Below are 20,923 nucleotides of genomic sequence, written 5' to 3'. Positions count from 1 at the left end.
ATGAGCACATACACGTGGAATCCGACCAGCGACTACATCGACAACGCCAACGTGTTGCGCCTCGGGCGCGCACACGGCATCGAGTCGATCGACGAACTCCGACAGCGGTCGACGGCCGACGTGTCCTGGTATTGGGAATCGGCGATCGAGGACCTGGGCATCCCGTTCGCGACGCCGTACGACAAGGTCCTCGACACCTCCCGCGGCGCGGAATTCCCGGATTGGTTCGTCAACGGAACGTTCAACGCCGTCGACGCGTGCATCACCCGGTGGCTCGCCGACGGTGCGGACCGCGCAGCCGTTGTCCATGAGGCCGAGGACGGGACGGTCCGGACGATGACCTACCGCGAACTCGCCGATCAGGTCGGCCGCGTCGCGGCGGGACTGATCGAACTCGGTGTCGGGGAGGGCGATGCAGTGGGTATCTACTTACCGATGATCCCGGAAGCTGTTGTCGCGCTGTATGCCACGGCCGGTATCGGAGCCATCCTCGTCCCCCTCTTCTCCGGGTTCGCCGCGCCGGCGATCGCGTCGCGACTGAACGATGCCGAGGTCAAGGCGGTCGTCGTGGCGGATGGCACCATTCGACGGGGCCGCACCGTGCCGATGGCCGACGAACTCGCCAAGGCGCTGTCGCAGACGCCGTCGGTCTCTTCGATCATCACCATAGGCAACGTCGGCGGCGTAGTCGACGTCGGCGGCGCCGACGTCGCGACAGTCAGCTGGGATGCGCTCATCGACCCCGCGCGGGAACCACACCAGTTCCATCCGTTCCCCGCCATGCAGACGCTCATGCTGGGCTACACGTCGGGTACCACCGGAAAACCCAAGGGCGCCGTCCACACCCACACCGGCTTCACCATCAAGGTGGCGACCGAGGTGGCGTACTCGTTCGACATCTCGGCGGGCGAGACGTTCTGCTGGATCACCGACATGGGCTGGGTCATGGGCCCGTTGGCGTCATTCGGTACGCACGCCAACGGCGCAACGCTTCTGTTGTATGAAGGTTCTCCCGATGTGCCGGACACCTGCCGGCTCTGGGATCTCGCCGAGCGTCACAGCGTCACAATGCTGGGAGTCTCGCCGACCCTGATCCGGGCGATCAGATCGACGCCGCTCGAAGAGATCGCCAAGCGCGACCTGTCGTCGGTGCGAGTACTCGGATCGACTGGTGAACCGTGGGATCCCGACTCCTACGATTGGCTGGCCGCAACAGTATTCGGCGGACGCGTTCCGGTGATCAACTTCTCCGGCGGTACCGAGGTGGGCGGCTCGTTCCTGGCGCCCTACCCGGTGGAGTCCATCCCGAGTTGCTCCCTGGGCGGGCCGTCGCTCGGGATGGACGTGGATGTGGTCGACGACGACGGGAAGCCGTTGCGCGGCAGTATCGGCGAGCTGGTCTGCCGGCAGCCGTGGCCGGCGATGACCCGGGGCGTGTGGCGTGATCGCGAACGGTACCTCGAATCGTATTGGTCCACCTTCCCGGGGATGTGGTGTCATGGCGACTTCGCGCTGATCGACGATGACGGCCGCTGGTACATCCTGGGCCGATCCGACGACGTCATGAATGTCGCTGGCAAGCGTCTCGCCCCGGCCGAGGTCGAATCGGTACTCACGACGCATCCCGCAGTGGCGGAGGCTGCGGCGGTGGGCGTCCCGGACCCGAAGAAGGGCGAAACCGTGTGGGCCTTCTGGGTTCCCCGTCCCGGTGTGCCCACCGGCGGTGTCTCTGATGAGTTGCGGCAGTTGGTGGCCACCGGCGTGGGCAAACCGTTCGCACCGGCGAAGGTCTGGACGGTCGACGCCCTCCCGAAGACCCGTTCTGCCAAGATCCTCCGCCGCGCTGTTCGCGCCGCGGCGATGGGCACCGACCCCGGGGACCTGTCGAGTGCGGAGAACCCTGAGGCCGTCGAGGCGATCAGTGCCGTTGTGCACGGCGCCGACCGAGAAGCCGCACCCGACGCGGCTGTGAAGTGAGGAGCGCCCATGCACTGGGAACTGTCCGATGAACAGGAGCTGTTCGCGTCATCACTGCGCGAATGGATCTCCGCCAAGTTCCCTACCGACACGGTCCGGGAGTTGCAGGCCACAGGAGACTCGTCGCGCTTCGCCGACGCGTTGATCGGCGAGGGCTGGTGGGGAGTCGGGTATCCCGAGGAGGCCGGAGGCCAGGGAGGTGGGGTTCTCGAGCTGGCGCTCGCCGCGCGGGAGTTCGGCCGCGCAGCGGTTCCCGACTCGCGATGGCTCGCCGCAGCCCTTGTTGCGCCGCTGCTCGGCGACCAGGAGTTGGCTGCCCAGCTGGCCGGCGACCAGAAGTTCGCTCTCGCTCTTCGTGCCGATCGCGCACCTACGTGGGCGCCGCTGACCATCGACGGTGCAACCGTCTCCGGCACGGTGACCCACGTCCTCGGGGCTGTCGACGCCGATGTCTTCGTCGTGCCGGTCGAGGGTGCCGACGGTCCCGGATGGGTACGGGTGGCGGCATCGGCGGCGTCCCTGTCCGCAACGAATCTGCTGGATCGTTCACGCGCGGCGGCGACCGTCGAGTTCAGCGGTGCCGCGGCCGACGGATTCGTCGCGCACGATGACGGTCCATTCTCACGGACCTCGGCGCTGGCGGCGATCCTCGTGGCCGCCGACGCCCTCGGAACCGCCGAACGCATGCTCGAGTTGGCGGTCGACTACAGCAAACAACGAAAGCAGTTCGGCCAGTTCATCGGGGCGTTCCAGGCGGTCAAACATGCCGCCGCCCAGATGCTCGTCGCCGTCGAGTCGTCGTACTCGATCGCGCTCTACGCCGCGGCGGCGGTGGACGCCGGACTTCCGGACGCCGACACGATTGCGGCAGTCGCGAAGGCCCAGGTCACCAAGGTGGTGGCCGACGTGGCCGAATCGTCGCTCACCGTCCACGGCGCCATCGGCTACACGTGGGAGCACGATCTGCATCTCTTCTACAAGCGCGCCAAGCTGGACCGGACCCTCTATGGCGCCCCGGGCACCTGGAACGAGCGCATCGCCGCGTCCCTGCTCGACGAACCCGCCGCAACAACCTGATCACAACCCCTTGCGTTATTTGGTCAGTCCATTGGTATAGTTGCCAGGACTGAGGAGATGGAGAACTGACGTGGATTTCGAACTGACCGAGGACCAGATCACGATTCGTGATGCGGTGACCGAACTCGCCGCGAAGTTCGATGACCAGTACTGGCAGGAAAAGGACGAGAAGCACGAATTCCCGACGGAGTTCTACAACGCTTTCGCCGAGGGGGGCTGGCTCGGGATCACGACCCCGGAGGAGTACGGCGGCCACGGGTACGGGATCACCGAGGCGTCGATCCTTCTGGAACAGGTCGCGGCCTCCGGTGCGGGCATGAACGGTGCCAGTTCGATGCACCTGTCCATCTTCGGTATGCACCCGGTCATCGTGCACGGCAGCGAGGAACTGAAGAAGCGAACGCTACCGCGCATCGTCAACGGGGATCTGCATGTGTGCTTCGGCGTGACCGAGCCGGGAGCCGGCCTCGATACGACCAAGATCACCACGTTCGCCAAGCGGGACGGCGACAAGTACGTCGTCAACGGCCGTAAGGTGTGGATCTCCAAGGCCGTGGAGTCGGAGAAGATCCTCTTGCTGACCCGCACCCAGAAGTTCGACGAATCTCCGCGTAAGACCGACGGTCTGACGCTCTTCCTGACCGATCTCGATCGCGACAAGGTCGACATCCGACCCATCAAGAAGATGGGGCGCAACGCGGTCACGTCGAACGAGTTGTTCATCGACAATCTGGAGGTCCCGATCGAAGACCGCGTCGGCGAGGAGGGCCAGGGATTCAAGTACATTCTCGACGGCCTCAATCCAGAACGGTGTCTCGTCGCCGCAGAGGCTCTCGGTATCGGCCGGGCCGCGCTTCGTGCCGGTGTCCGGTACGGGAACGACCGCGAGGTCTTCGGCAGGCAAATCGGCAAGAATCAGGGAATCCAGTTCCCGCTCGCCGAGTCGCTCGCGCGGCTGGACGCGGCCGAACTCATGCTCCGCAAGGCGACGTGGCTGTACGACAACGGGAAACCCTGTGGCCGAGAAGCGAACACCGCGAAGTATCTGTGTGCCGACGCGGGGTTCGAAGCAGCCGACCGTGCGTTGCAGACACACGGCGGAATGGGCTACTCCGAGGAATACAACGTTGCCCGGTACTTCCGCGAAGCCCGGCTGACCAGAATCGCGCCGATCAGCCAGGAGATGATCTTGAACTACCTCGGATCGCACGTCCTCGGCCTACCCAGGAGCTACTGATGAGTGACTATTCGGGATCTTCGGAGCCCAAGGGAATCAGCGTCTTCGGGCTCAGTGGACGCACCGCACTCGTCACCGGCGCCGGCAGTGGCGTCGGCGCGGCCGTCGCGGAAGCGTTCGCCGCTGCGGGCGCCGCCGTACTCGTCACCGACATCAACAAGGACGCGGCGGCCCAGGTGAGCCAACGCATCACCGCCGCCGGTGGCACGGCGGAGCCCTTCGCGCTGGATGTCTGCGACGCCGACAACGCGCGGGATGCGGTGGCCGCGGCTGCTCAACTCGGCAGCGGGACACTGAACATCCTCGTCAACAACGCCGGCGTGATCGCGCCGGCAATGTTCCCGAAGATGGATGAGGCAAAGTTCCGCAGGGTGCTCGACACCCACCTGATGGGTAGCTACCACTGCAGCCACGCCGCGCTGGACGTGCTGCCCGAGGACGGCACAGGCCGGATCATCAATGTGACATCGGCGGCCGGACTGACCGGCACGATCGGCCAAGCCAACTACGGAGCGGCAAAGGCGGCCATCATCGGCCTGACGAAGTCGCTCGCTCGTGAGCTGGCGAGGCAGTCGGTCACCGTGAATGCGGTGGCACCCCTCGCGGCCACCGCGATGACCGAGAACATCCGCAGCAACGAAAAGCTCGCGGCAAAGACCTTGGCGCGAATCCCATTGGGTCGCTGGGCATATCCGGACGAGATCGCGCCGACCTTCGTGTTTCTCGCCTCTGATGCGGCTGCCTACATCACCGGGCAGATCCTGCCGGTCGACGGCGGGACGGTGATCTGACATGGGAGCAAAGGTGTCCGGCCCCTTCGTCAACGCGGGACGAGAGGTGGTCATCGTCGAGGCGGTGCGTACCCCCATCGGCAAATCGCATCCCGAGAAGGGCTGGTTCCGCGACACCCATCCGAACGCGATGCTCGCCGCGTGCTACCAGGATCTGGTCGCACGCACGGGTATCGACCCGGGTGTGGTGGAAGATCTCGTCATCGGATGTACGGCGCCGTTCGGTGAACAGTCCCGCAACATCGGCCGAAATGCCTGGCTGCAGGCCGGATATCCGGCAGAGGTGCCCGCGACCACACTGGACCGTCGGTGTGGGTCGGCGCAGACGGCGGTGAACTTCGCTGCCGCATTGGTGTCCTCCGGAGTGCACGACATCGTGATCGCCGGCGGCGTCGAACACATGGGTCATGTGCCGATGAACTCGCCCGCCAAGATCAGCGAACTCTATGGCGAGCCATGGCCGGCTGAACTGCGCGAACGCTACGACTTCGTCACGCAAGGGGAGAGCGCCGAACTCATCGCAGAACGCTGGGGCATCTCGCGCGCGGAGATGGACGAGTTCGCCGTGCGCTCGCACGCATTGGCGACTGATGCCATCGAGGCCGGTCGGTTCGTCGACGAGATGGTCTCGATGGAACTGGATGGCGAGGTCCGCACCGGCGACCAAACCGTACGTTCGGGAACATCACTCGAGACGCTGAGCAAGCTCAAGGCCGTATTCCGCCCCGAGAACGGCCGCATCACGGCGGGGTCGTCGAGCCCCATCTGCGACAGTGCGGCGGCGGTCGTGCTGTGCACACGCGAAGCCGCGGATCGACACGGTCTGCGGGTGCGTGCGCGCATCGCTGATCAGACCACCGTCGGTGTCGATCCGATCATCATGCTGACCGGTCCCATCCCGGCGACACACAAGCTTCTCGAGCGAAACGCACTGACGATCAACGACATCGACCTGTTCGAGGTCAATGAGGCGTTCTCCTCGGTGGTGCTGGCATGGCAGCGTGAACTCAAACCCGACGAGGACCGCGTCAACGTCAACGGCGGCGCGATCGCCCTCGGCCACGCGGTCGGTGCCACCGGGGCGCGTCTGATCGCCACGATCCTGAACGAGATGGAACGACGGGACAGCCATCTGGGACTGGTGACCATGTGCTGCGGTGGTGGTCTCGGAACCGGAACCCTGATCGAGCGAGTGGACTGATGGTGGACTTCGGGGGACTGCTCAAACCCGGGACGGGCGTGTGGTGGAGTCAGGCGGCCGCCGAGCCGCGCCCGCTCGTCGACGAACTCCTCGAGCAGGCACCGGAGCTCGGACCGCTGCGGCTGTTCACTGGACTGAGCTGGAACGATCAGTTGGCGCAGGCCATCTCGCCGACCGACACCATGGTGTCGTATGGCGGGCTGGGCGCGCTGCGTGATCTCGGGGCGACCGACCAGCTCGAGGTCGTGCCGTGTCACTATTCGGCACTTCCGCGGATGTTCGCCGAGCATCGGCTGCCGTGCGATGCGGGCCTGTTGCAGGTGGCACCGCCCGATGCGGACGGCATGTGCTCCTTGGGTATCGGCGTCGACTACATGGCGGACGCCATCGCCCACACGTCGTTGCTCTTCGCCGAGATCAACAAGCAGATGCCGGTGGTACCCGGGTCCCCGCGAATCCCGCTGGGTCGATTCGTGTCCACCATCGAAACGGACCGGCCGTTGCAGGAGGAGTCGCGCCGCGCACCCGGCGATCTGGATCGGGCGATCGCCGAGTACATCGCCGAACTCGTCGACGACGGCGACACCCTCCAGGTGGGTATCGGTTCGACGGGCGCTGCAGTGTTCGACGCGCTTGCCGGTCACAAGGATCTCGGCGTGCACACCGGGATGATCACCGACGGCGTGCTCAGTTTGATCGACAAAGGCGTCATCACCGGCGCGCGCAAACAGATCGACCCCGGGCTGTCCGTGGCGGGTACGGCGCTCGGTTCGGCCGACATGTACGCGCGGATAGCCGCGGCGCCGGTATTGTTCCGGCCGACCAGCTATACCCATGCGCCACAGGTCTTGTCGCAGCTCTCCTCGCTGGTCGCGGTCAACTTCGCGATCGAGGTCGACCTGACCGGACAGGTCGGTGCGGAGATGAGCAGGGGCACCTATCTCGGGGCGGTCGGTGGGCAGGTCGACTTCGCGCGAGCTGCCGCCCTCACCGGGAAATGCTCGATCGTTGCCCTGCGCTCCACCATGCGTGGGCGATCGTCGATCAAGTTCACGCTCGACGAAGGCGTCGTGACGACAGCACGCGCCGACGTCGACTGTGTGGTGACCGAACACGGCATCGCACACCTGCGGGGCCAACCACTCGCCGAGCGGCGGCGCAGACTGATCGCGGTCGCCGCTCCCGAGTTCCGAGACGAACTCACGAACGCGGTGGAAGCCGCTGCATGAGACAAGCAGACACCACACCAACGAAAGGACACCAAGTCATGAGCAATCGAGTTGCGCTCGTCACCGGCGGCGCCCAGGGCATCGGCGAAGGCATCTCCCGGAAGCTGGGCGAGGTCGGCTTCCGAGTCGCCGTCGCCGACCTCAACCTCGAGGTCGCGCAGCAGACCGCGAAGGAGATCGTCGCGGCCGGGGGAGAGGCCATCGCGGTTCCGATCGACGTCACCGACACAGCCTCGGTGAAGGCTGCGGTCGAACAGGTCTCGCAGGAGCTCGGCCCGATCGACGTCGCGGTCAACAACGCGGGCTGGGATGACTTCATGAAGTTCCTCGACACCGACGAGGACTTCTGGAACAAGATCCTCGACATCAACTTCAAGGGCGCGCTCCGTGTCAACCACACCGTCGTGCCCGGCATGATCGAGCGGGGCTTCGGCCGGGTGATCAACATCGGCTCCGATGCGGGACGTGTCGGCTCGTCGCTGGAGGCGGTCTACTCGGGCGCCAAGGGCGGCATCATCGCCTTCACCAAGACGCTCGCGCGCGAGGTCGCGACCAAGGGCGTCACCGTGAACACCGTGTGCCCCGGACCCACCGACACCCCGGCGCTTCGAAAGTTCGCGAACAACTCCGGCCAGGACGCCGACAAGGTGCTCGGCGGAATGACCCGTGCCGTGCCGATGAAGCGCCTTGCCCTCCCGGCCGACATTGCTGCAGCAGTCGCCTTCTTCGCCTCCGACGAGACCGGATACATCACCGGTCAGACCCTGTCGGTCAGCGGCGGCCTCACGATGGCCTGACGGTGACCACTCCAACGGTCGAGTGGTCTACGGTCCGTCGTTACGAGGACGTCGACTACTCCCGGACCGATGACGGCATCGCGAAGATCACGATCTGCCGACCCGAGGTGCACAACGCCTTTCGGCCCCAGACACTCATCGAGATCTCCGAGGCATTGACCCATGCACGCGAGGATCCGAGTATCGGGGTCATCGTGCTCACCGGGGAGGGCGACAAGGCGTTCTGCTCGGGCGGTGACCAGCGGGTCCGCGGGGACACGGGCTATCTGACCGAGCCCGACCGGCCCGACGCGGTCGGGCGCTTCCACGTCACGGATTTACAGGTGCAGATCCGCCGATTGCCGAAGCCGGTCGTCGCGATGGTCGCCGGGTATGCGATCGGGGCGGGCACGTCCTGCAGATCGTGTGCGACATGACGATCGCCGCCGACAACGCCCGTCTCGGGCAGGTCGGTCCGCGCGTCGGATCGTTTGACGGAGGCTTCGGGGCCGGACTGCTGGCCGACATGGTCGGGATCCGGAAGGCCAAGGAGATCTGGTTCCTCTGCCGTCAGTACAGCGCCGAGCAGGCGCTGGAGATGGGGTTGGTCAACACTGTGGTACCGCTGGCCGATCTCGAACGAGAGACCGTGCGGTGGTGCCGGGAGATGCTCGAACTCTCACCGATGGCTCTACGGTTGATGAAAGCGAGCTTTCATGCCGCCGAGGACGGACTCGCCGGCATCCAACAACTCGCGCATGACACCAATCTGCTGTTCTACGCCAGCGAAGAGGCGAAGGAGGGGCGTGAGGCATTCAAGGCCAAGCGCAGGCCCGAGTTCGACCGCTTCCCCCGGCGCGCCTGATGCTCGATGAAAGGACAATTACCGTGGCGACTTTCGGTGTCAATGCATTCGGAGTGGGTAGTGGTCGTCGTCGATTCGAGACGATGACCGAGCTGGCCCGTGAGGCGGAAGCGGTGGGATGTGCCGCGGTCTGGACCAGTGAGCTGTACAGCAGGTCCGCGACGATCCCGATGGCCGCGCTGGCTGCCGGTACCGACACCATCGCGATCGGAACCAACATCGCCTACGGTGTGGGCCGCAGCCCACTCATGTGGGCAGCGGAGGCTCGTGACCTGGACGAACTGTCGGGCGGCCGCATCATCCTGGGACTCGGCAACGGGACACCGAAGATGATGGAGGCCTGGCACGGCGTCAGTGGCGAAGCACCCGCGGCGCGTATGGCCGAGCTGCTGACCGTTCTCAAGGCGTTGTGGCGGCTGCACGAGGGGCCGGTGGATCACGATGGCCGGTTCTACAGCATCCATATCAGGCCGACCTCCGATGTGCCGGAACCGGTTCGGCCGACCATCCCGCTCTGGATAGCGGGCGTGAACAAGCTCATGCTGCGCACCGCGGGTGAGCATGCCGACGGCCTCGTCGGTCACCCGATGTTCACCGCTGATTACGTACGAGGGCCCGTCGCCGACGAGATCGCGATCGGTGCCGAACGTGCGGGACGCGACCCCGCCGACGTCACGATCATGGGTATTCGCATCTGCGCGATCAATGACGATGTCGAACTCGCACGTCGGCAGGCGGCGTTCGCCATCGGCCAGTACGCGGCCTCACGGGTCTACGACCGGCTGTTCGAGTTGCACGGCTGGAGTGCCGCGCAGGAGGTGATCCGGCAGGCAGCCAGGGATCGCGATACCGATGCGCTCGTGCGTGCGGTGAGTGACGAGATGATCGATACGATCGCGATCGCTTGCCGGCCGCCCGAATTCGCTGCCGCGCTCGGCCGCATCCCCTCCGGTTTCGACCACCTCGACCTGATCGCTCCGCCCTGGGGGCTCTCCGACGAGGAGACCATGAACATCAACACGGAGATCCTGGCGGGCCTTCGGCAGCACCTGTCGTCACCCGCGACAGTCTGAACCTCGGCCGATCTCGATACGGCTCCTCGCGCTCGTCGCCTCCTCGATCATCGGAAATCGACTGACCGCTGGTCGAGTACGCCTCCGAGCGCCCTGGCGCGAGGCGGCGTATCGAGACCTGAACCCTTTCAGGACTCGCCCAGGTCGATCTTCGTGCGCTCCTCGACCTGGACCACCGCCTCTGCATAGCCGTGCACGTGCTTGGTCATACGACGCATCGCAGCAGCAGAATCGCCGGCCTTGATCGCGTCGGTGATGGTCTTGTGCGCCTTGTAGGTCGTCCTGCGCACGTCGTCGTCCACGAAGGCCTTGTTCTCCGTCGACGTGTAGATCGCGTGGGACAGCGCACTCATGAAGCCCGTGAGCAGTTCGTTGTGACTTGCAGTGGCCACCGCGAGGTGCCAGTCCACGTTCGCCTGTAGGAACGACTCGAGAGACAGATCGAGGTCGCCGATCGCGGTGTTGGCGGCGTCGAGCGCTGCCAGATCGTCGTCGGTCCGGTACTTCGCGGCAAGGCTCGCACACGCCGGCTCGATGGCCTCGCGGGTCTCCAGTAGGGCCGTCAACCTCAACTGCTGTCCGCGGATGAGCAGACTCACCGACGTGGCGAGTGCATCGCCCCCCGGTTGCTGCACGAACGCACCACCCGACCGCCCCGTCTTGATCGTGACGAGTCCTTGAACCTCGAGGATTCGCAACGCTTCGCGGACCGTGGTGCGACTCATGCGAGTCTGGGTGACCAGCTCGCGTTCCGGGGGCAACGCGGTGCCCGAGGGGAACTCGTTACGAAGGATGCGCTCGCGGAGGTCGTTGGCGAGTACATCTGATGCTTTGGGTACCTGCATTGGTTGCAGCTGTACCGGGTGTCGCGCGACCGCGCTCGACGAGGGCGACTCGGGCATTGCCACCTGCTTTCTGTGCATTTGGTCGTACCTAATTTAACAGCAACGCCCTTGTCGTCGCGACCCCATACGCAGGGAGTGTTGCTCAAACGTCTTTTGGTCGTACCAAAATAATGGTTGACTTGAACGGGCGGACTGGATAGCTTCCAGGGAGGAGTATCTGACCGTCGAACGGGGGTCAGTAGGCGAAATGTGAGGACGTATGGCAGACCAGGCGCAAGATGTCGTCACCTGGAAGACGGTCAAACCAGGAATCGTCGCCGTGACTTTGGAACGTCCACCCGCCAACGCGCTGGGTATCCCATTGCTCGACGGCCTCCACCTCGCCATGGACGCCGCCGAGAAGGCGGGCGACGTCAAGGTCATGGTGATCGCCTCGGCGCAGCAGGGATTCTTTGCCGCCGGCGCGGACATCAAACACCTGTCGTCGATCGATGCCGAATCGTTCACTGCGTACGGCGACAAGATGCGCGAGGTCAACGACCGGATCGCCGCGGCCGGCTGGATCTCCATCGCGGCCGTTGACGGTATCGCGCTGGGCGGTGGGCTCGAGCTGGCCCTGGCATGCACCCTGCGCGTGGCAGGGCCGAACGGCAAGCTCGGACTCCCCGAGGTAAAGCTCGGATTGATTCCGGGCGCTGGCGGGACTCAGCGCCTGCCCCGACTCGTCGGGCGTGGGCGCGCTCTCGACATCATGTTGACAGCGCGGCAGGTCCCGGCCGACGAGGCATATCGGATCGGGCTGGTGGACCGATTGACGGACAGCAGCGCCGTCGAGGCTGCACTGGCGTTCGCGGACGAACTCGTCGGGCCGTCCCTGCCTGCACAACTCGCCGTGGTCCGCACCGTTGACGGGGCGTTCGACCTTCCGCTCGCCGACGGCGCGCGGTTCGAGGTCGACCAGATCCAGACGCTCTTCGAGGACGGCGAAGCAGCGGAGGGCATCACTGCATTCGTCGAGAAGCGCAGACCGCAGTTCCGCTGATCGGTAGTCGACCACATCACACACCAGCACGAGGAGTTCGATGATGAAGACCCTGGACACGAGGTTCGAAACCCTGCTCGCCGAGGAGGTCAAGCCGGGCATCGTCGTTGTGACGCTCAATCGACCCGACCGATACAACGCGATGACCAACCTGATGTTCGTCGAGCTCGAACAGCTCGCGTGGGGGTTGGAGACCGAGGACGACTGCCGGGTCGTCATTCTCACCGGCGCAGGAAAGGCGTTCTGCTCCGGGTATGACCTCGCCGACGCCGACGATCTGCCCAACCTGGGGGCGCTCGGCATGCTCGATCAGCAGGAACGCGCCGCCCGCGCATTGTCCGCTATCCGGTCTCTGCGGGTGCCGGTCATCGCGGCGGTCAACGGCGCCGCCGCGGGCGGTGGATTCTCTCTCGCCCTGGCCGCCGACATCCGGTTGGCGGGCACGACGGCGAAGTTCAACGCGGCGTTCGTCCGAATCGGACTGTCGGCCGGGGACCTTGGTACCTCGTGGCTGCTCACCCGCCTGATCGGCCCGGCCAAGACCAGCGAGATCTGCTTCACGGGCCGCATCGTCGAGGCGGCCGAAGCCGAGGAACTCGGTCTGGTGAACTCGGTCAGCCTTGACGACGTCCTCGCTGACTCGCTCGCCCTTGCCGAGCAGATCGTGACCAACTCCCCCGGCGGAGTGCAGCTCTCGAAGCGCGCCCTGCAAGCGAATCTGGAGGTCGGCTCGTACGCCGCCGCGCTCGAACTCGAGAACCGTGGGCAGGCGCTGCTCACCCGGAGTCCGGACATGGCCGAAGCCCTCGCCGCCTTCAAAGAGAAGCGGGCACCGGTCTTCCAGGGCCGATGACCGTTCCGCGACACCACACACCAGGGTTAGGCACCGAGAGATGACCATCGAATTCCCCGATCTCGAGACTTTGACCTTCGAGGAGGCAGAACCAGGTATCGGCATCCTGCGTATCAACCGTCCCGATCGTATGAACTCGCAGACGGTGACCATGTTCCACGAACATCTCGCCGCCGGTCGGGCGCTGCGAGACAGCGGTTTGCGCGCCCTCATCCTGACCGGGGCCGGTGAGCGAGCGTTCTGTGCCGGCTTCGACCTCGACGAGATCCATGTGATCACCGAGATGGGCGTGCGCGAGTTCCTGAAGTTCCAGGAGACCGCCACCGGCGGTATCCAGTCGATCCGTCACCTGCCCTTCCCCGTGATCGCTGCGCTGCACGGTCCCGCCACGGGCGGCGGGATGGCGCTCGCCCTCGCCGCCGATATCCGACTCGCTGCACCGACTCTGAAAATGAGCGCTGCGTTCGTGAAGGTCGGTTTGTCGATGGGGGAGCTGGGCACCTCGTACAACCTCGCGCGCCTGGTCGGGCCCGCTCGGGCGGCGGAGATCGGATTCACCGCGCGGATCGTCAAGGCCGACGAAGCACTCCGGACCGGCTTGGTGAATCAGGTGGTGCCGTCGGAGCAGCTTCTTGACGAGGCGCTCGCGATGGCGCGTTTGATCGCACGGAACTCACCCGGAGGCGTACGGATGTCGAAGCGGGCAATCCAGCGCAACACCGAGATATCCTCGTACGAAGCAGCTCTGGAACTCGAGAATCGTGGTCAGGCGTTGCTGACGCGCACCGATGACATGCCCGAGGCGCTGGCGGCCTTCAAGGAGAAGCGGCAGCCAGAGTTCACCGGTCGGTGATGTGACATGTCATGGGACTGGGATGTGGAGACGCGGGATGCCCTGCGTGACTTCCTCGAGACACGTGGGATTCTGACGGGCTCGATCACGACCAGGCCGATCGGCGACGGCCATTCGAACTTGACGTTCCTGGTCAGCGATGGGGAGACCAGCGTGGTCGTACGACGTCCACCGCCGCCGCCGATTCCCCCGGGTGCCAACGACATGGTGCGGGAGGCGAAGTTGCTCACCGCGCTCTACCCGACAGTGGTGCCGGTGCCGGAGGTGCTCGCGGTGGCACAGGACGGCGAGGTCCTCGACGTCCCCTTCTATGTGATGAGCTTCGCGACGGGGCCGGTGGTCACCGACCGAACTCCTCCACCCCTCGACTCGGTCGCGCAGCGACGGGCGATCGGTCAGAGCATGGTAGACACTCTCGCCGACCTCCATGCCGTCGACTGGCGAGAGGCCGGGCTCGAACGGATGGGACGCCCAGAAGGATTCAACGCGCGGCACCTCCAGCGCATGCGCCGCCTCGTCTCCGACGAGAACGGCACTCCGCCCTCGGAGTTCGCCGATGTCGATGCATGGTTGGAGGAGAACGTCCCGACGGAGTCGGGTGCGACGCTCATCCATTGCGATTTCCGCATCGGCAACGTGATCCTCGCGCCCGACACACCGGGTCGGATTGCCGCGGTGCTGGATTGGGAACTGGCCACCATCGGCGATCCACTCCTGGACCTGGGTTATCTCCTCGCGACGGTACCCGATCCGGGGCAGCCGATGAATCCCACCGCCGAGTTGAGCGCAGCCATGCTCGAGGACGGATATCCGACAAAATCCGAGCTGGCACAGCGTTACGGTGACCGAACGGGCCGCGACGTCAGCAGCCTCGCCTGGTACACGACGCTATCGTTGTGGAAACTGGCGGTCCTCTACGAATACAGCCGTCGCCGCGTGCGCGACGGCATCGGCGATCCCTATTACTCGGACCCGGCGCTCGTGCAGAGCTTCCTCCGTGACGCGCGCCGGTCGGCCGGCCTGGCAGCCGTGGATCCGGCCGGCCTCTGACATCGACAGGGTTCGCCCGACGACCGCGAATACACACCTAGGAGTGCACATGTCAACCACCCACGATGACGCGACGACCTTCCACGATCCGCTCGTCGGTGCCGACGCAATCGACCTGCCGGACGGCTTCTTCGATCGCCTGATGTTCAACATGCATCCGACCGATGAGCTGTCACCTTCGATCATCATGGGATTCGGCATCTATCCGCCCAAAGACACCGTGGACGGCTTCGTGGTGCTGTCGCACGAGGGAGAGCAACGCAATCTCCGGCATGCGAGTCTGCTGAGTGCCACCGACAGATCTGGTGCTGGGCCGTTCCGGTTCGAGGTCGTCGAGCCGAACGCACTGTGGCGACTTCAGCTCGCCGCCAACGAGATCGGGGTCGAGTTCGATGTCCGTTGGCGTGCCCGAACCCCGGCGTGGTTCGGAGAGGTCGCGGTCACCAACGAGTCAGCGAAGCGGACGTCGTTCGATCACCTGTTCCAGTCCGGGCGCTACGACGGTGAGTTGACCATCGACGGAGAATCGGTGTCCGTCGACGGCTGGTACGGCCAGCGTGATCGGTCGCGCGGAGTCCGCACCATGTCGGGCGGCCAAGGGCTGCACATTTGGTATCAAGCGCAGTTCCCCGACTTCTCGATCGGATTCCTACTGGTCGAGACCCGAAGTGGTGACCGGCTTCTCTTGGAGGGAGCTGTCATGCGCGAGAACGGTCGGCTCGATCCGATCACCGGTGTGCGGCACGCGTTGTCCTTCACCGACGACCTCGACCTCGTGGACGGCGAGGTCGAGGTATCGACCGCATCTGGCGAGGTATATCGGGTACATGCCGATGCACGGGCCGGCGGCGGTTTCATGGCCGGCGCCGGATACGGTGGGCACCACGGGGTGTCGCGCGGCGTGGACCATGTCGAGTCAGATCGCTACGACCTGGGCGGAGCCGTGTCGCCACGCTCGCTCGACTCCGCGTTGACCGACCGCCTGTGCGCTTTCGATCTGGATGGGGTGAGAGGTACGGGCATCTTCGAGTTCGCGCTCACCCGCAGCAGCAAGTACCAGTACCGGCCGTCGCTCTGACCGTCCACGAGGGGATCTCCGGAATGGCCGACCAGTGTGTGTTCTGCGGCATCGTGGCCGGGAGGATTCCCAGTCACAAGGTGGCAGAGGATGATTCAACCTTCGCATTCATGGACGTCAACCCGGCATCCGATGGCCATCTGCTCGTCGTCCCCAAGCGCCACAGTAGGGATCTGCTGGACATCCCTCCGGACGACCTGAGCGCGGTCACCCTGACGGCGCAACGGGTCGCTCGGAAGGCGATCACCGAACTCGGGGCAGATGGTGTCAACCTGCTCAACTGTTGTGGCGCGGATGCGTGGCAGACGGTGTTCCATTTCCATCTTCACGTGATTCCTCGGTACGTCGACAAGGGCCGGGACCGACTTCTGTTGCCTTGGAAGCCGGGAGTGGCCGGCGACCGCGTGTCGATCGAACGGTCGGCGCAACGGGTCTCCTCCGCAGTGACCTGACCACAAGTGCGGATATGACGGTGGGGTGCATCGAATTGATGCGCCCCACCGTCGTATGCATACGTCCGCCCGTCTACACGCTCCGCTGCGCCTTGGCGGATTCCGAGGCGGCTTTGCTGGTCTCTTTGATCTGCTGCCAGTCGGCGTCGGTGAGACCGTTGAGCCCGGCGAAGGTTCCCGGACCGGCGAGCATCTGCCCACCGTCCATCGCGATGGTCTGTCCGGTCAGGTAATCGCACGCATCGGACAGCAGGAACATGGTGAGATTGGCCAGTTCCTCCATGGTGCCGGTCCGTCCGGCGGGAATCTGATCGGCCTGAGTCGCGCCGACCGAGCTCTTGTCGGTGGGGTTGAGCATCTCCCACGCGTAGTCCGTCGGAATCGGGCCAGGAGCAAGGGCATTGAGCCTGATGTTGTGCTTGGCCCACTCGACGGCCAGCGACATCGTCATCGAGTGGACCGCGGCCTTCGCCATCGCGGATGGCACCACGAACGCCGATCCCGTCCACACCCACGTCGTCAACGTGGACAGCACGCTGCCCGGGAGTCCATCGGCGATCCAGCGCTTACCGGCCGCGTGCGTGGTATGAAACGAGCCATTCATCACAGTGCTGGTGATCGCCTGGAATGCACGAGGACTCAGGTCTTTGGTCTGCGCGATGAAGTTCGCCGCTGCGTTGTTGACCACACCTGTCAACGGCCCGAACTCCGACCAGATCCGGCCCATCGTCTCGTCGACGTTCTCGTAGTCGCGCACGTCGACGGTGTGGTACTGAACGGCCCCTGGCCGGGATGCAGAGGCCTCTTCCGCCGCTTCGGCGAGCACGGCTTCGCGGCGCCCCCACAGATGGACCTCGGCGCCGTGGTCGACCAGATGACGCGCGACGCCGCGACCCAATCCCGTCCCACCACCGGTGATGAGCACTCGTTTGCCGGACAATAGTTTCGGTGAGAAAGTCGTATCCTCGGTCATCATGTACCTCGTTGTCTCAGGAGATGTGCGTGTATCTCACAAGCCGATGTTCTTGGCGATGATCTCGCGCTGAATCTCGTTGGTGCCACCGTAGATCGGCGGAGCAAGAGCCCGGCGGACCTGGCCCTCCATGCCGTATTCCCTTGCGTAGCCGTAGCCGCCCATCATCTGCATCGCCTCGAGCGTCGCGTGCTTGGCGACCTCGGTGCAGCGCATCTTGGCCATTGCGCTCTGGCGGGACAGGTCATCTTCGAGACCCGCATCGATCTGCGAGGCGGCGTCGTAGAGGAAGACCCGCGCAACCTCGATGTCGGTGGCGAGGTCGGCCAGGCGATGGCGAAGCGCTTGGTAGGACGACAATGTCTGTCCGAACTGCTCGCGTTCCTTCGCGTACGCGATGACGTCGTCCAGCGCCCGTCGCGCGCCGCCGATGCTCATCGCGGCGATGATCAGGCGTTCGATGCTCAGCCCGCGCATCAGCTGCTTCCAGGCGTTGCGCGGTTCACCGACGACGGCGGATGTCGCAACCTCGACATCGGTGAAGAAGACATCGTTGCACGTGTGGGCCTCCATCGTGTCGATCCCGCGGATCGTGAGGCCTGGAGTCGACGTCGGGACCATGAGGAGAGTCATCCCCTGGTGTTTGGTGCCCGAGGAGTCCTCGCGCGCGAGAACCAGGATGTGCTCCGCGACGTGCGCCGCCGAAATCCAGGTCTTCTGCCCGTTGATCAGATACCGGTCACCGTCGCGGCGAGCCGTCACCCGCAGGCCGGCGAGATCGGACCCGGCGCCGGGCTCACTGAGTGCGATCGCTTCCAGGCGGCCGGCGGTCAGGTTGGTGACGATGGTCTTCTTCTGATCGTCGCTGCCCCAACGCAGGTACGTCTGCGCGGCCGTCAGCCCGGTCGAGTACCCGGTGATCGGAGCGAGTCCACGCGCCGATTCCTCGAGGAAGACGCACTCGTCGACGAAACCGGCACCGCCGCCACCGTACTCGTCGGGCAGCGACACCCCCAGCCAGCCGTGGCGCGCGAAGTCGCTGAGCACCTGGGGGCTGTTGGAGAGTGTGCCGCCGTCGGTGACGGCGTCACGCTGTGCAACCGTGGCGAGTTCGCGGCGGCAGTAGTCTTGAATTGCCGTCGCGAACTCGCGCTGCTCGGGTGAGAACTGCAAGTCACTTTCCTCGGTAAGGAGTGAAGTCCGGCTTGCGCTTCTCGTTGAACGCGGTGATCCCCTCGCGCGATTCGGGAGTCTCCCCGAAGATTTCGAGCGTGGAGTAGGCCATCTGGCCGATGCTCACGAAATGCTCGGTGTCGGTGTTGAGTGACTGCTTGAGCACCTTCAGGGCGGTGGGGGAGAAGTCGAGCATCTGATCCGCCCACGCGCGGACCTCGGCCTTGAGATCGGCGGCGGGGACGACCTTGTTGACCAGGCCCCAGTCGAGGGCTTCCTCCGCAGACAGACGGCGAAGCATGAACCAGATCTCGCGCGCCCGCTTCTCGCCGACGACGCGGGCCAGGTAACCGGACCCCAGACCGGCGTCGAACGAGCCGACCCGCGGACCATTCTGTCCGAACTGCGCGGTATCGGCGGCGATCGTGAGGTCACACAGCACGTGGAGCACATGCCCACCGCCGATGGCCAGCCCGTTCACGGCCGCGATGACCGGCTTCGGGTTGTCGCGGATGACTCGATGTAGGGATTCGACCTCGAAAAGACCGCTCTGTGAAGGACCGTAGTCGCCGGTCTCCATGCGCTGCTTTTGGTCGCCACCCGCGCAGAATGCCTTGTCGCCGGCACCGGTCAGCGCGACGACGCCGACCTCGGAACTCGCCCATGCACGCTTGAACGCCAGGATCAGTTCGTCGACGGTCTGCGCACGGAAGGCGTTGTAGCGGTCCGGCCGGTTGATCGTGATCCATGCCAGCCCGTTGTCGACCTCGTAGGTGATGTCGGTGAAATCGTCGGCCATCAGACTTCGGTGTCCTCTCATGTCGTGGGCGCGGGGCCCTCGGTGATCTTCTGGTCATTAGGACTGACCATTTGCACAACACTAGCTGCGAGGGCGCCCGATGGGCAATACCCGAGCTCGAGTAGGGGAAGCGGGTTGTCGATTCTTGGTCCGATATTTACTTTTGGACTGTCCATATGGTGTCATTTTGTGACGCCGGGCACCTAACGGGGGTGGGGCCTCCGGTGCTGCACGAATCGGCCGCGACAGAAGGACTTCCGATGAGTACGACGACTACCACGGCCCAGAGCCGGCAGTTGAACAAATGGTGGTATGCCGCAACAGGTTTCCTCACCCTCCTGTTCGGCACGACCGCCGTGAACGTTCTGTTCAACGTGCTCGGCAAGCCGATGTCCGAGGAGTTCGGCTGGGATCGAAGCGTCATATCCAACGGTCTGTCCATCGAGACGATCCTGACCGGCGTGTCGATCGTCGTCCTCGGTTTACTGGTCGACCGGTACGGGCCCAGCCGGCCCTCGGTACCGATGGTCTTCGCCTTCGGCGGTGGACTGATGTTGATGGCGGCAATGCCTGACAGCCAGGTCGCCTTCTACGCCCTGTGCGTGTTGATCGGTGCGGGAGCCGGTGCGCTGAACCCGGTCGCGCATGCGACAGTCGTGAGCGCGTGGTTCGGCAATCGCAGGGGCCTTGCGCTCGGAGTCCTCATGGCGGGTTTGGGGGCGTGTGGTGTCTTGATGCCCTACCTCGCCAACTGGGTGCTGGGACTCGCAGGGTGGCGGACCACGTTTGTGGTCATCGGAGCGCTGTGCACGTTGATCCCCGCCGCTGTGTATTCGTTCGTCACGCGTATGCCGGCTCAGCATGAGGCCGAACGCCGCGAGGCCCGCGCCGCCGGACGTGTTGCCGGCGAGTCACTGTTCTCCATCGCCAAGAACTACCGGCAGTTCTGGCTTCTGGCGGCTGCGATCTTCCTGGTGTCCTCGGCCACGTTCGGGCTGATGTCGCAGGTCGTGCCCATGACGACCGACAAGGGAATCGGACGAGGCACCGCAGTGGTCATCCTGTCGGTCCTCAGCCTGTCGTCGGTGTTGGCGCGTCTCGTGGTCGGGTACCTCCTCGACCGGGTCTTCGCTCCGATCGTGGGCTCGGTGATCTTCGCGCTGTGTGCGGTCGGTGTATCGCTGTTGATCCTGCCGACGACCACGACACTGCTCTTCGCCGGCGCGATTCTGGTTGGCTTCGCGCTCGGTGCCGAAGGAGACATGGCCGCGTACATGACCAGCAGGTATTTCCCGAAGCACTCGTACGCACGAGTCCTCGGATGTGTGTACTTCCTGTATGCGATGGGTTCGGCGTTCGGCATCTTCCTGTTGGGACAGGTCTATGGTGCGACCGGCTCCTACGCCGCAGGTGCATTGCCGATCGTCGTCATGGTCGTCGCCGGTATCGCATGCCTGCTCGGCATGGGATCGTATCGATACTCGCTCGATCACGAGGAGCTGGGGAGGTCGGATGCGGTCACGGCGGAGGCGCGCGCCGGCGGAGGCCGTATCCGGCAGGGTCCGTGACTCTGTGGATC

General features: G+C 65.0%; 19 protein-coding genes and 1 pseudogene. 16 read left to right on the top strand and 4 right to left on the bottom strand.

What is annotated here, in order from left to right:
• The 9 genes and pseudogenes from D7316_RS15890 (at nt 1) to D7316_RS15850 (ending at nt 10,226) form a co-directional block, all read left to right on the top strand.
• Nucleotides 1-1,977 (top strand): AMP-binding protein, encoded by a 1,977-nt coding sequence (locus D7316_RS15890; RefSeq protein WP_124709108.1) that lies wholly within the window; start codon nt 1-3, stop codon nt 1,975-1,977.
• A 9-nt stretch (nt 1,978-1,986) separates the two neighbouring features.
• Nucleotides 1,987-3,054 carry an acyl-CoA dehydrogenase family protein gene (locus D7316_RS15885; RefSeq protein ID WP_124709107.1) on the top strand — a complete coding sequence of 356 codons (1,068 nt, stop codon included), beginning with the start codon at nt 1,987-1,989 and terminating at the stop codon, nt 3,052-3,054.
• Nucleotides 3,055-3,124: 70 nt separating this feature from the next.
• Nucleotides 3,125-4,291 carry an acyl-CoA dehydrogenase family protein gene (locus D7316_RS15880; RefSeq protein ID WP_124709106.1) on the top strand — a complete coding sequence of 389 codons (1,167 nt, stop codon included), beginning with the start codon at nt 3,125-3,127 and terminating at the stop codon, nt 4,289-4,291.
• The gene (locus tag D7316_RS15875) at nt 4,291-5,082 is read left to right on the top strand and encodes an SDR family NAD(P)-dependent oxidoreductase (protein ID WP_124709105.1); all 792 of its coding nucleotides are present in this window, start codon (nt 4,291-4,293) and stop codon (nt 5,080-5,082) included. The genes D7316_RS15880 and D7316_RS15875 overlap by 1 nt, the downstream gene beginning before the upstream one ends.
• A 1-nt stretch (nt 5,083) precedes the next feature.
• Complete coding sequence (locus tag D7316_RS15870) at nt 5,084-6,283, top strand: thiolase family protein (RefSeq protein ID WP_124709104.1); 1,200 nt, start codon at nt 5,084-5,086, stop codon at nt 6,281-6,283.
• Entirely contained in the window at nt 6,283-7,512 is a 1,230-nt protein-coding gene (locus tag D7316_RS15865; protein WP_124709103.1) for an acetyl-CoA hydrolase/transferase family protein, read from the top strand. Before D7316_RS15870 ends, D7316_RS15865 begins: the two co-directional genes overlap by 1 nt.
• Before the next feature lie 38 nt (nt 7,513-7,550).
• Complete coding sequence (locus tag D7316_RS15860) at nt 7,551-8,309, top strand: SDR family NAD(P)-dependent oxidoreductase (protein WP_124709102.1); 759 nt, start codon at nt 7,551-7,553, stop codon at nt 8,307-8,309.
• Nucleotides 8,310-8,311: 2 nt separating this feature from the next.
• Nucleotides 8,312-9,153 (top strand): annotated as a pseudogene (gene menB, locus D7316_RS15855) (1,4-dihydroxy-2-naphthoyl-CoA synthase).
• 23 nt (nt 9,154-9,176) lie between these two features.
• Nucleotides 9,177-10,226 carry an LLM class flavin-dependent oxidoreductase gene (locus D7316_RS15850; protein WP_124709101.1) on the top strand — a complete coding sequence of 350 codons (1,050 nt, stop codon included), beginning with the start codon at nt 9,177-9,179 and terminating at the stop codon, nt 10,224-10,226.
• 128 nt (nt 10,227-10,354) lie between these two features.
• Here D7316_RS15850 and D7316_RS15845 read toward each other — a convergent pair whose 3' ends face one another.
• The gene (locus tag D7316_RS15845) at nt 10,355-11,071 is read right to left on the bottom strand and encodes a FadR/GntR family transcriptional regulator (protein WP_124709100.1); all 717 of its coding nucleotides are present in this window, start codon (nt 11,069-11,071) and stop codon (nt 10,355-10,357) included.
• Nucleotides 11,072-11,330: 259 nt separating this feature from the next.
• Between D7316_RS15845 and D7316_RS15840 the strand changes: the two genes are divergently transcribed.
• Genes D7316_RS15840 through D7316_RS15815 form a run of 6 tightly spaced genes read left to right on the top strand, consistent with a single transcriptional unit; the run spans nt 11,331 to nt 16,399 of the window.
• A complete protein-coding gene (locus D7316_RS15840) occupies nt 11,331-12,113 on the top strand; it encodes an enoyl-CoA hydratase/isomerase family protein (RefSeq protein WP_124709099.1) in 783 nt (260 codons plus the stop codon).
• Nucleotides 12,114-12,156: 43 nt separating this feature from the next.
• Nucleotides 12,157-12,966 carry an enoyl-CoA hydratase/isomerase family protein gene (locus tag D7316_RS15835; RefSeq protein WP_124711380.1) on the top strand — a complete coding sequence of 270 codons (810 nt, stop codon included), beginning with the start codon at nt 12,157-12,159 and terminating at the stop codon, nt 12,964-12,966.
• Nucleotides 12,967-13,006: 40 nt separating this feature from the next.
• Nucleotides 13,007-13,819 (top strand): enoyl-CoA hydratase/isomerase family protein, encoded by an 813-nt coding sequence (locus D7316_RS15830; RefSeq protein ID WP_124709098.1) that lies wholly within the window; start codon nt 13,007-13,009, stop codon nt 13,817-13,819.
• Nucleotides 13,820-13,825: 6 nt separating this feature from the next.
• Nucleotides 13,826-14,869 (top strand): phosphotransferase family protein, encoded by a 1,044-nt coding sequence (locus D7316_RS15825; protein WP_124709097.1) that lies wholly within the window; start codon nt 13,826-13,828, stop codon nt 14,867-14,869.
• Between the two features lie 49 nt (nt 14,870-14,918).
• A complete protein-coding gene (locus D7316_RS15820) occupies nt 14,919-15,947 on the top strand; it encodes a DUF7064 domain-containing protein (RefSeq protein WP_197718247.1) in 1,029 nt (342 codons plus the stop codon).
• A gap of 23 nt (nt 15,948-15,970) precedes the next feature.
• Nucleotides 15,971-16,399 carry an HIT family protein gene (locus D7316_RS15815; RefSeq protein WP_124709096.1) on the top strand — a complete coding sequence of 143 codons (429 nt, stop codon included), beginning with the start codon at nt 15,971-15,973 and terminating at the stop codon, nt 16,397-16,399.
• A 73-nt stretch (nt 16,400-16,472) separates the two neighbouring features.
• Here the strand turns inward: D7316_RS15815 and D7316_RS15810 are convergent, their stop codons facing one another.
• From D7316_RS15810 to D7316_RS15800, 3 genes are read right to left on the bottom strand one after another with little or no spacing between them, the layout of a single operon-like run.
• Nucleotides 16,473-17,372, bottom strand: coding sequence for an SDR family oxidoreductase (locus D7316_RS15810; protein WP_124709095.1), 900 nt, complete (start codon nt 17,370-17,372; stop codon nt 16,473-16,475).
• 36 nt (nt 17,373-17,408) lie between these two features.
• Nucleotides 17,409-18,545: an acyl-CoA dehydrogenase family protein gene (locus D7316_RS15805; protein ID WP_124709094.1), complete on the bottom strand. Its 1,137-nt coding sequence runs from the start codon at nt 18,543-18,545 to the stop codon at nt 17,409-17,411.
• 1 nt (nt 18,546) lies between these two features.
• On the bottom strand, nt 18,547-19,344 hold the full coding sequence (locus tag D7316_RS15800; RefSeq protein WP_124709093.1) for an enoyl-CoA hydratase-related protein: 798 nt from the start codon (nt 19,342-19,344) through the stop codon (nt 18,547-18,549).
• A 260-nt stretch (nt 19,345-19,604) separates the two neighbouring features.
• On the opposite strand from D7316_RS15800, the gene D7316_RS15795 reads away from it, so the two are divergent.
• Nucleotides 19,605-20,912 carry an MFS transporter gene (locus tag D7316_RS15795; RefSeq protein ID WP_124709092.1) on the top strand — a complete coding sequence of 436 codons (1,308 nt, stop codon included), beginning with the start codon at nt 19,605-19,607 and terminating at the stop codon, nt 20,910-20,912.
• Nucleotides 20,913-20,923: the final 11 nt, after the last annotated feature.

It is taken from the genome of Gordonia insulae (genome assembly GCF_003855095.1).
Taxonomy (GTDB): Bacteria; Actinomycetota; Actinomycetes; order Mycobacteriales; family Mycobacteriaceae; genus Gordonia; species Gordonia insulae.
This window is presented reverse-complemented; position numbering and strand designations above follow the sequence as displayed.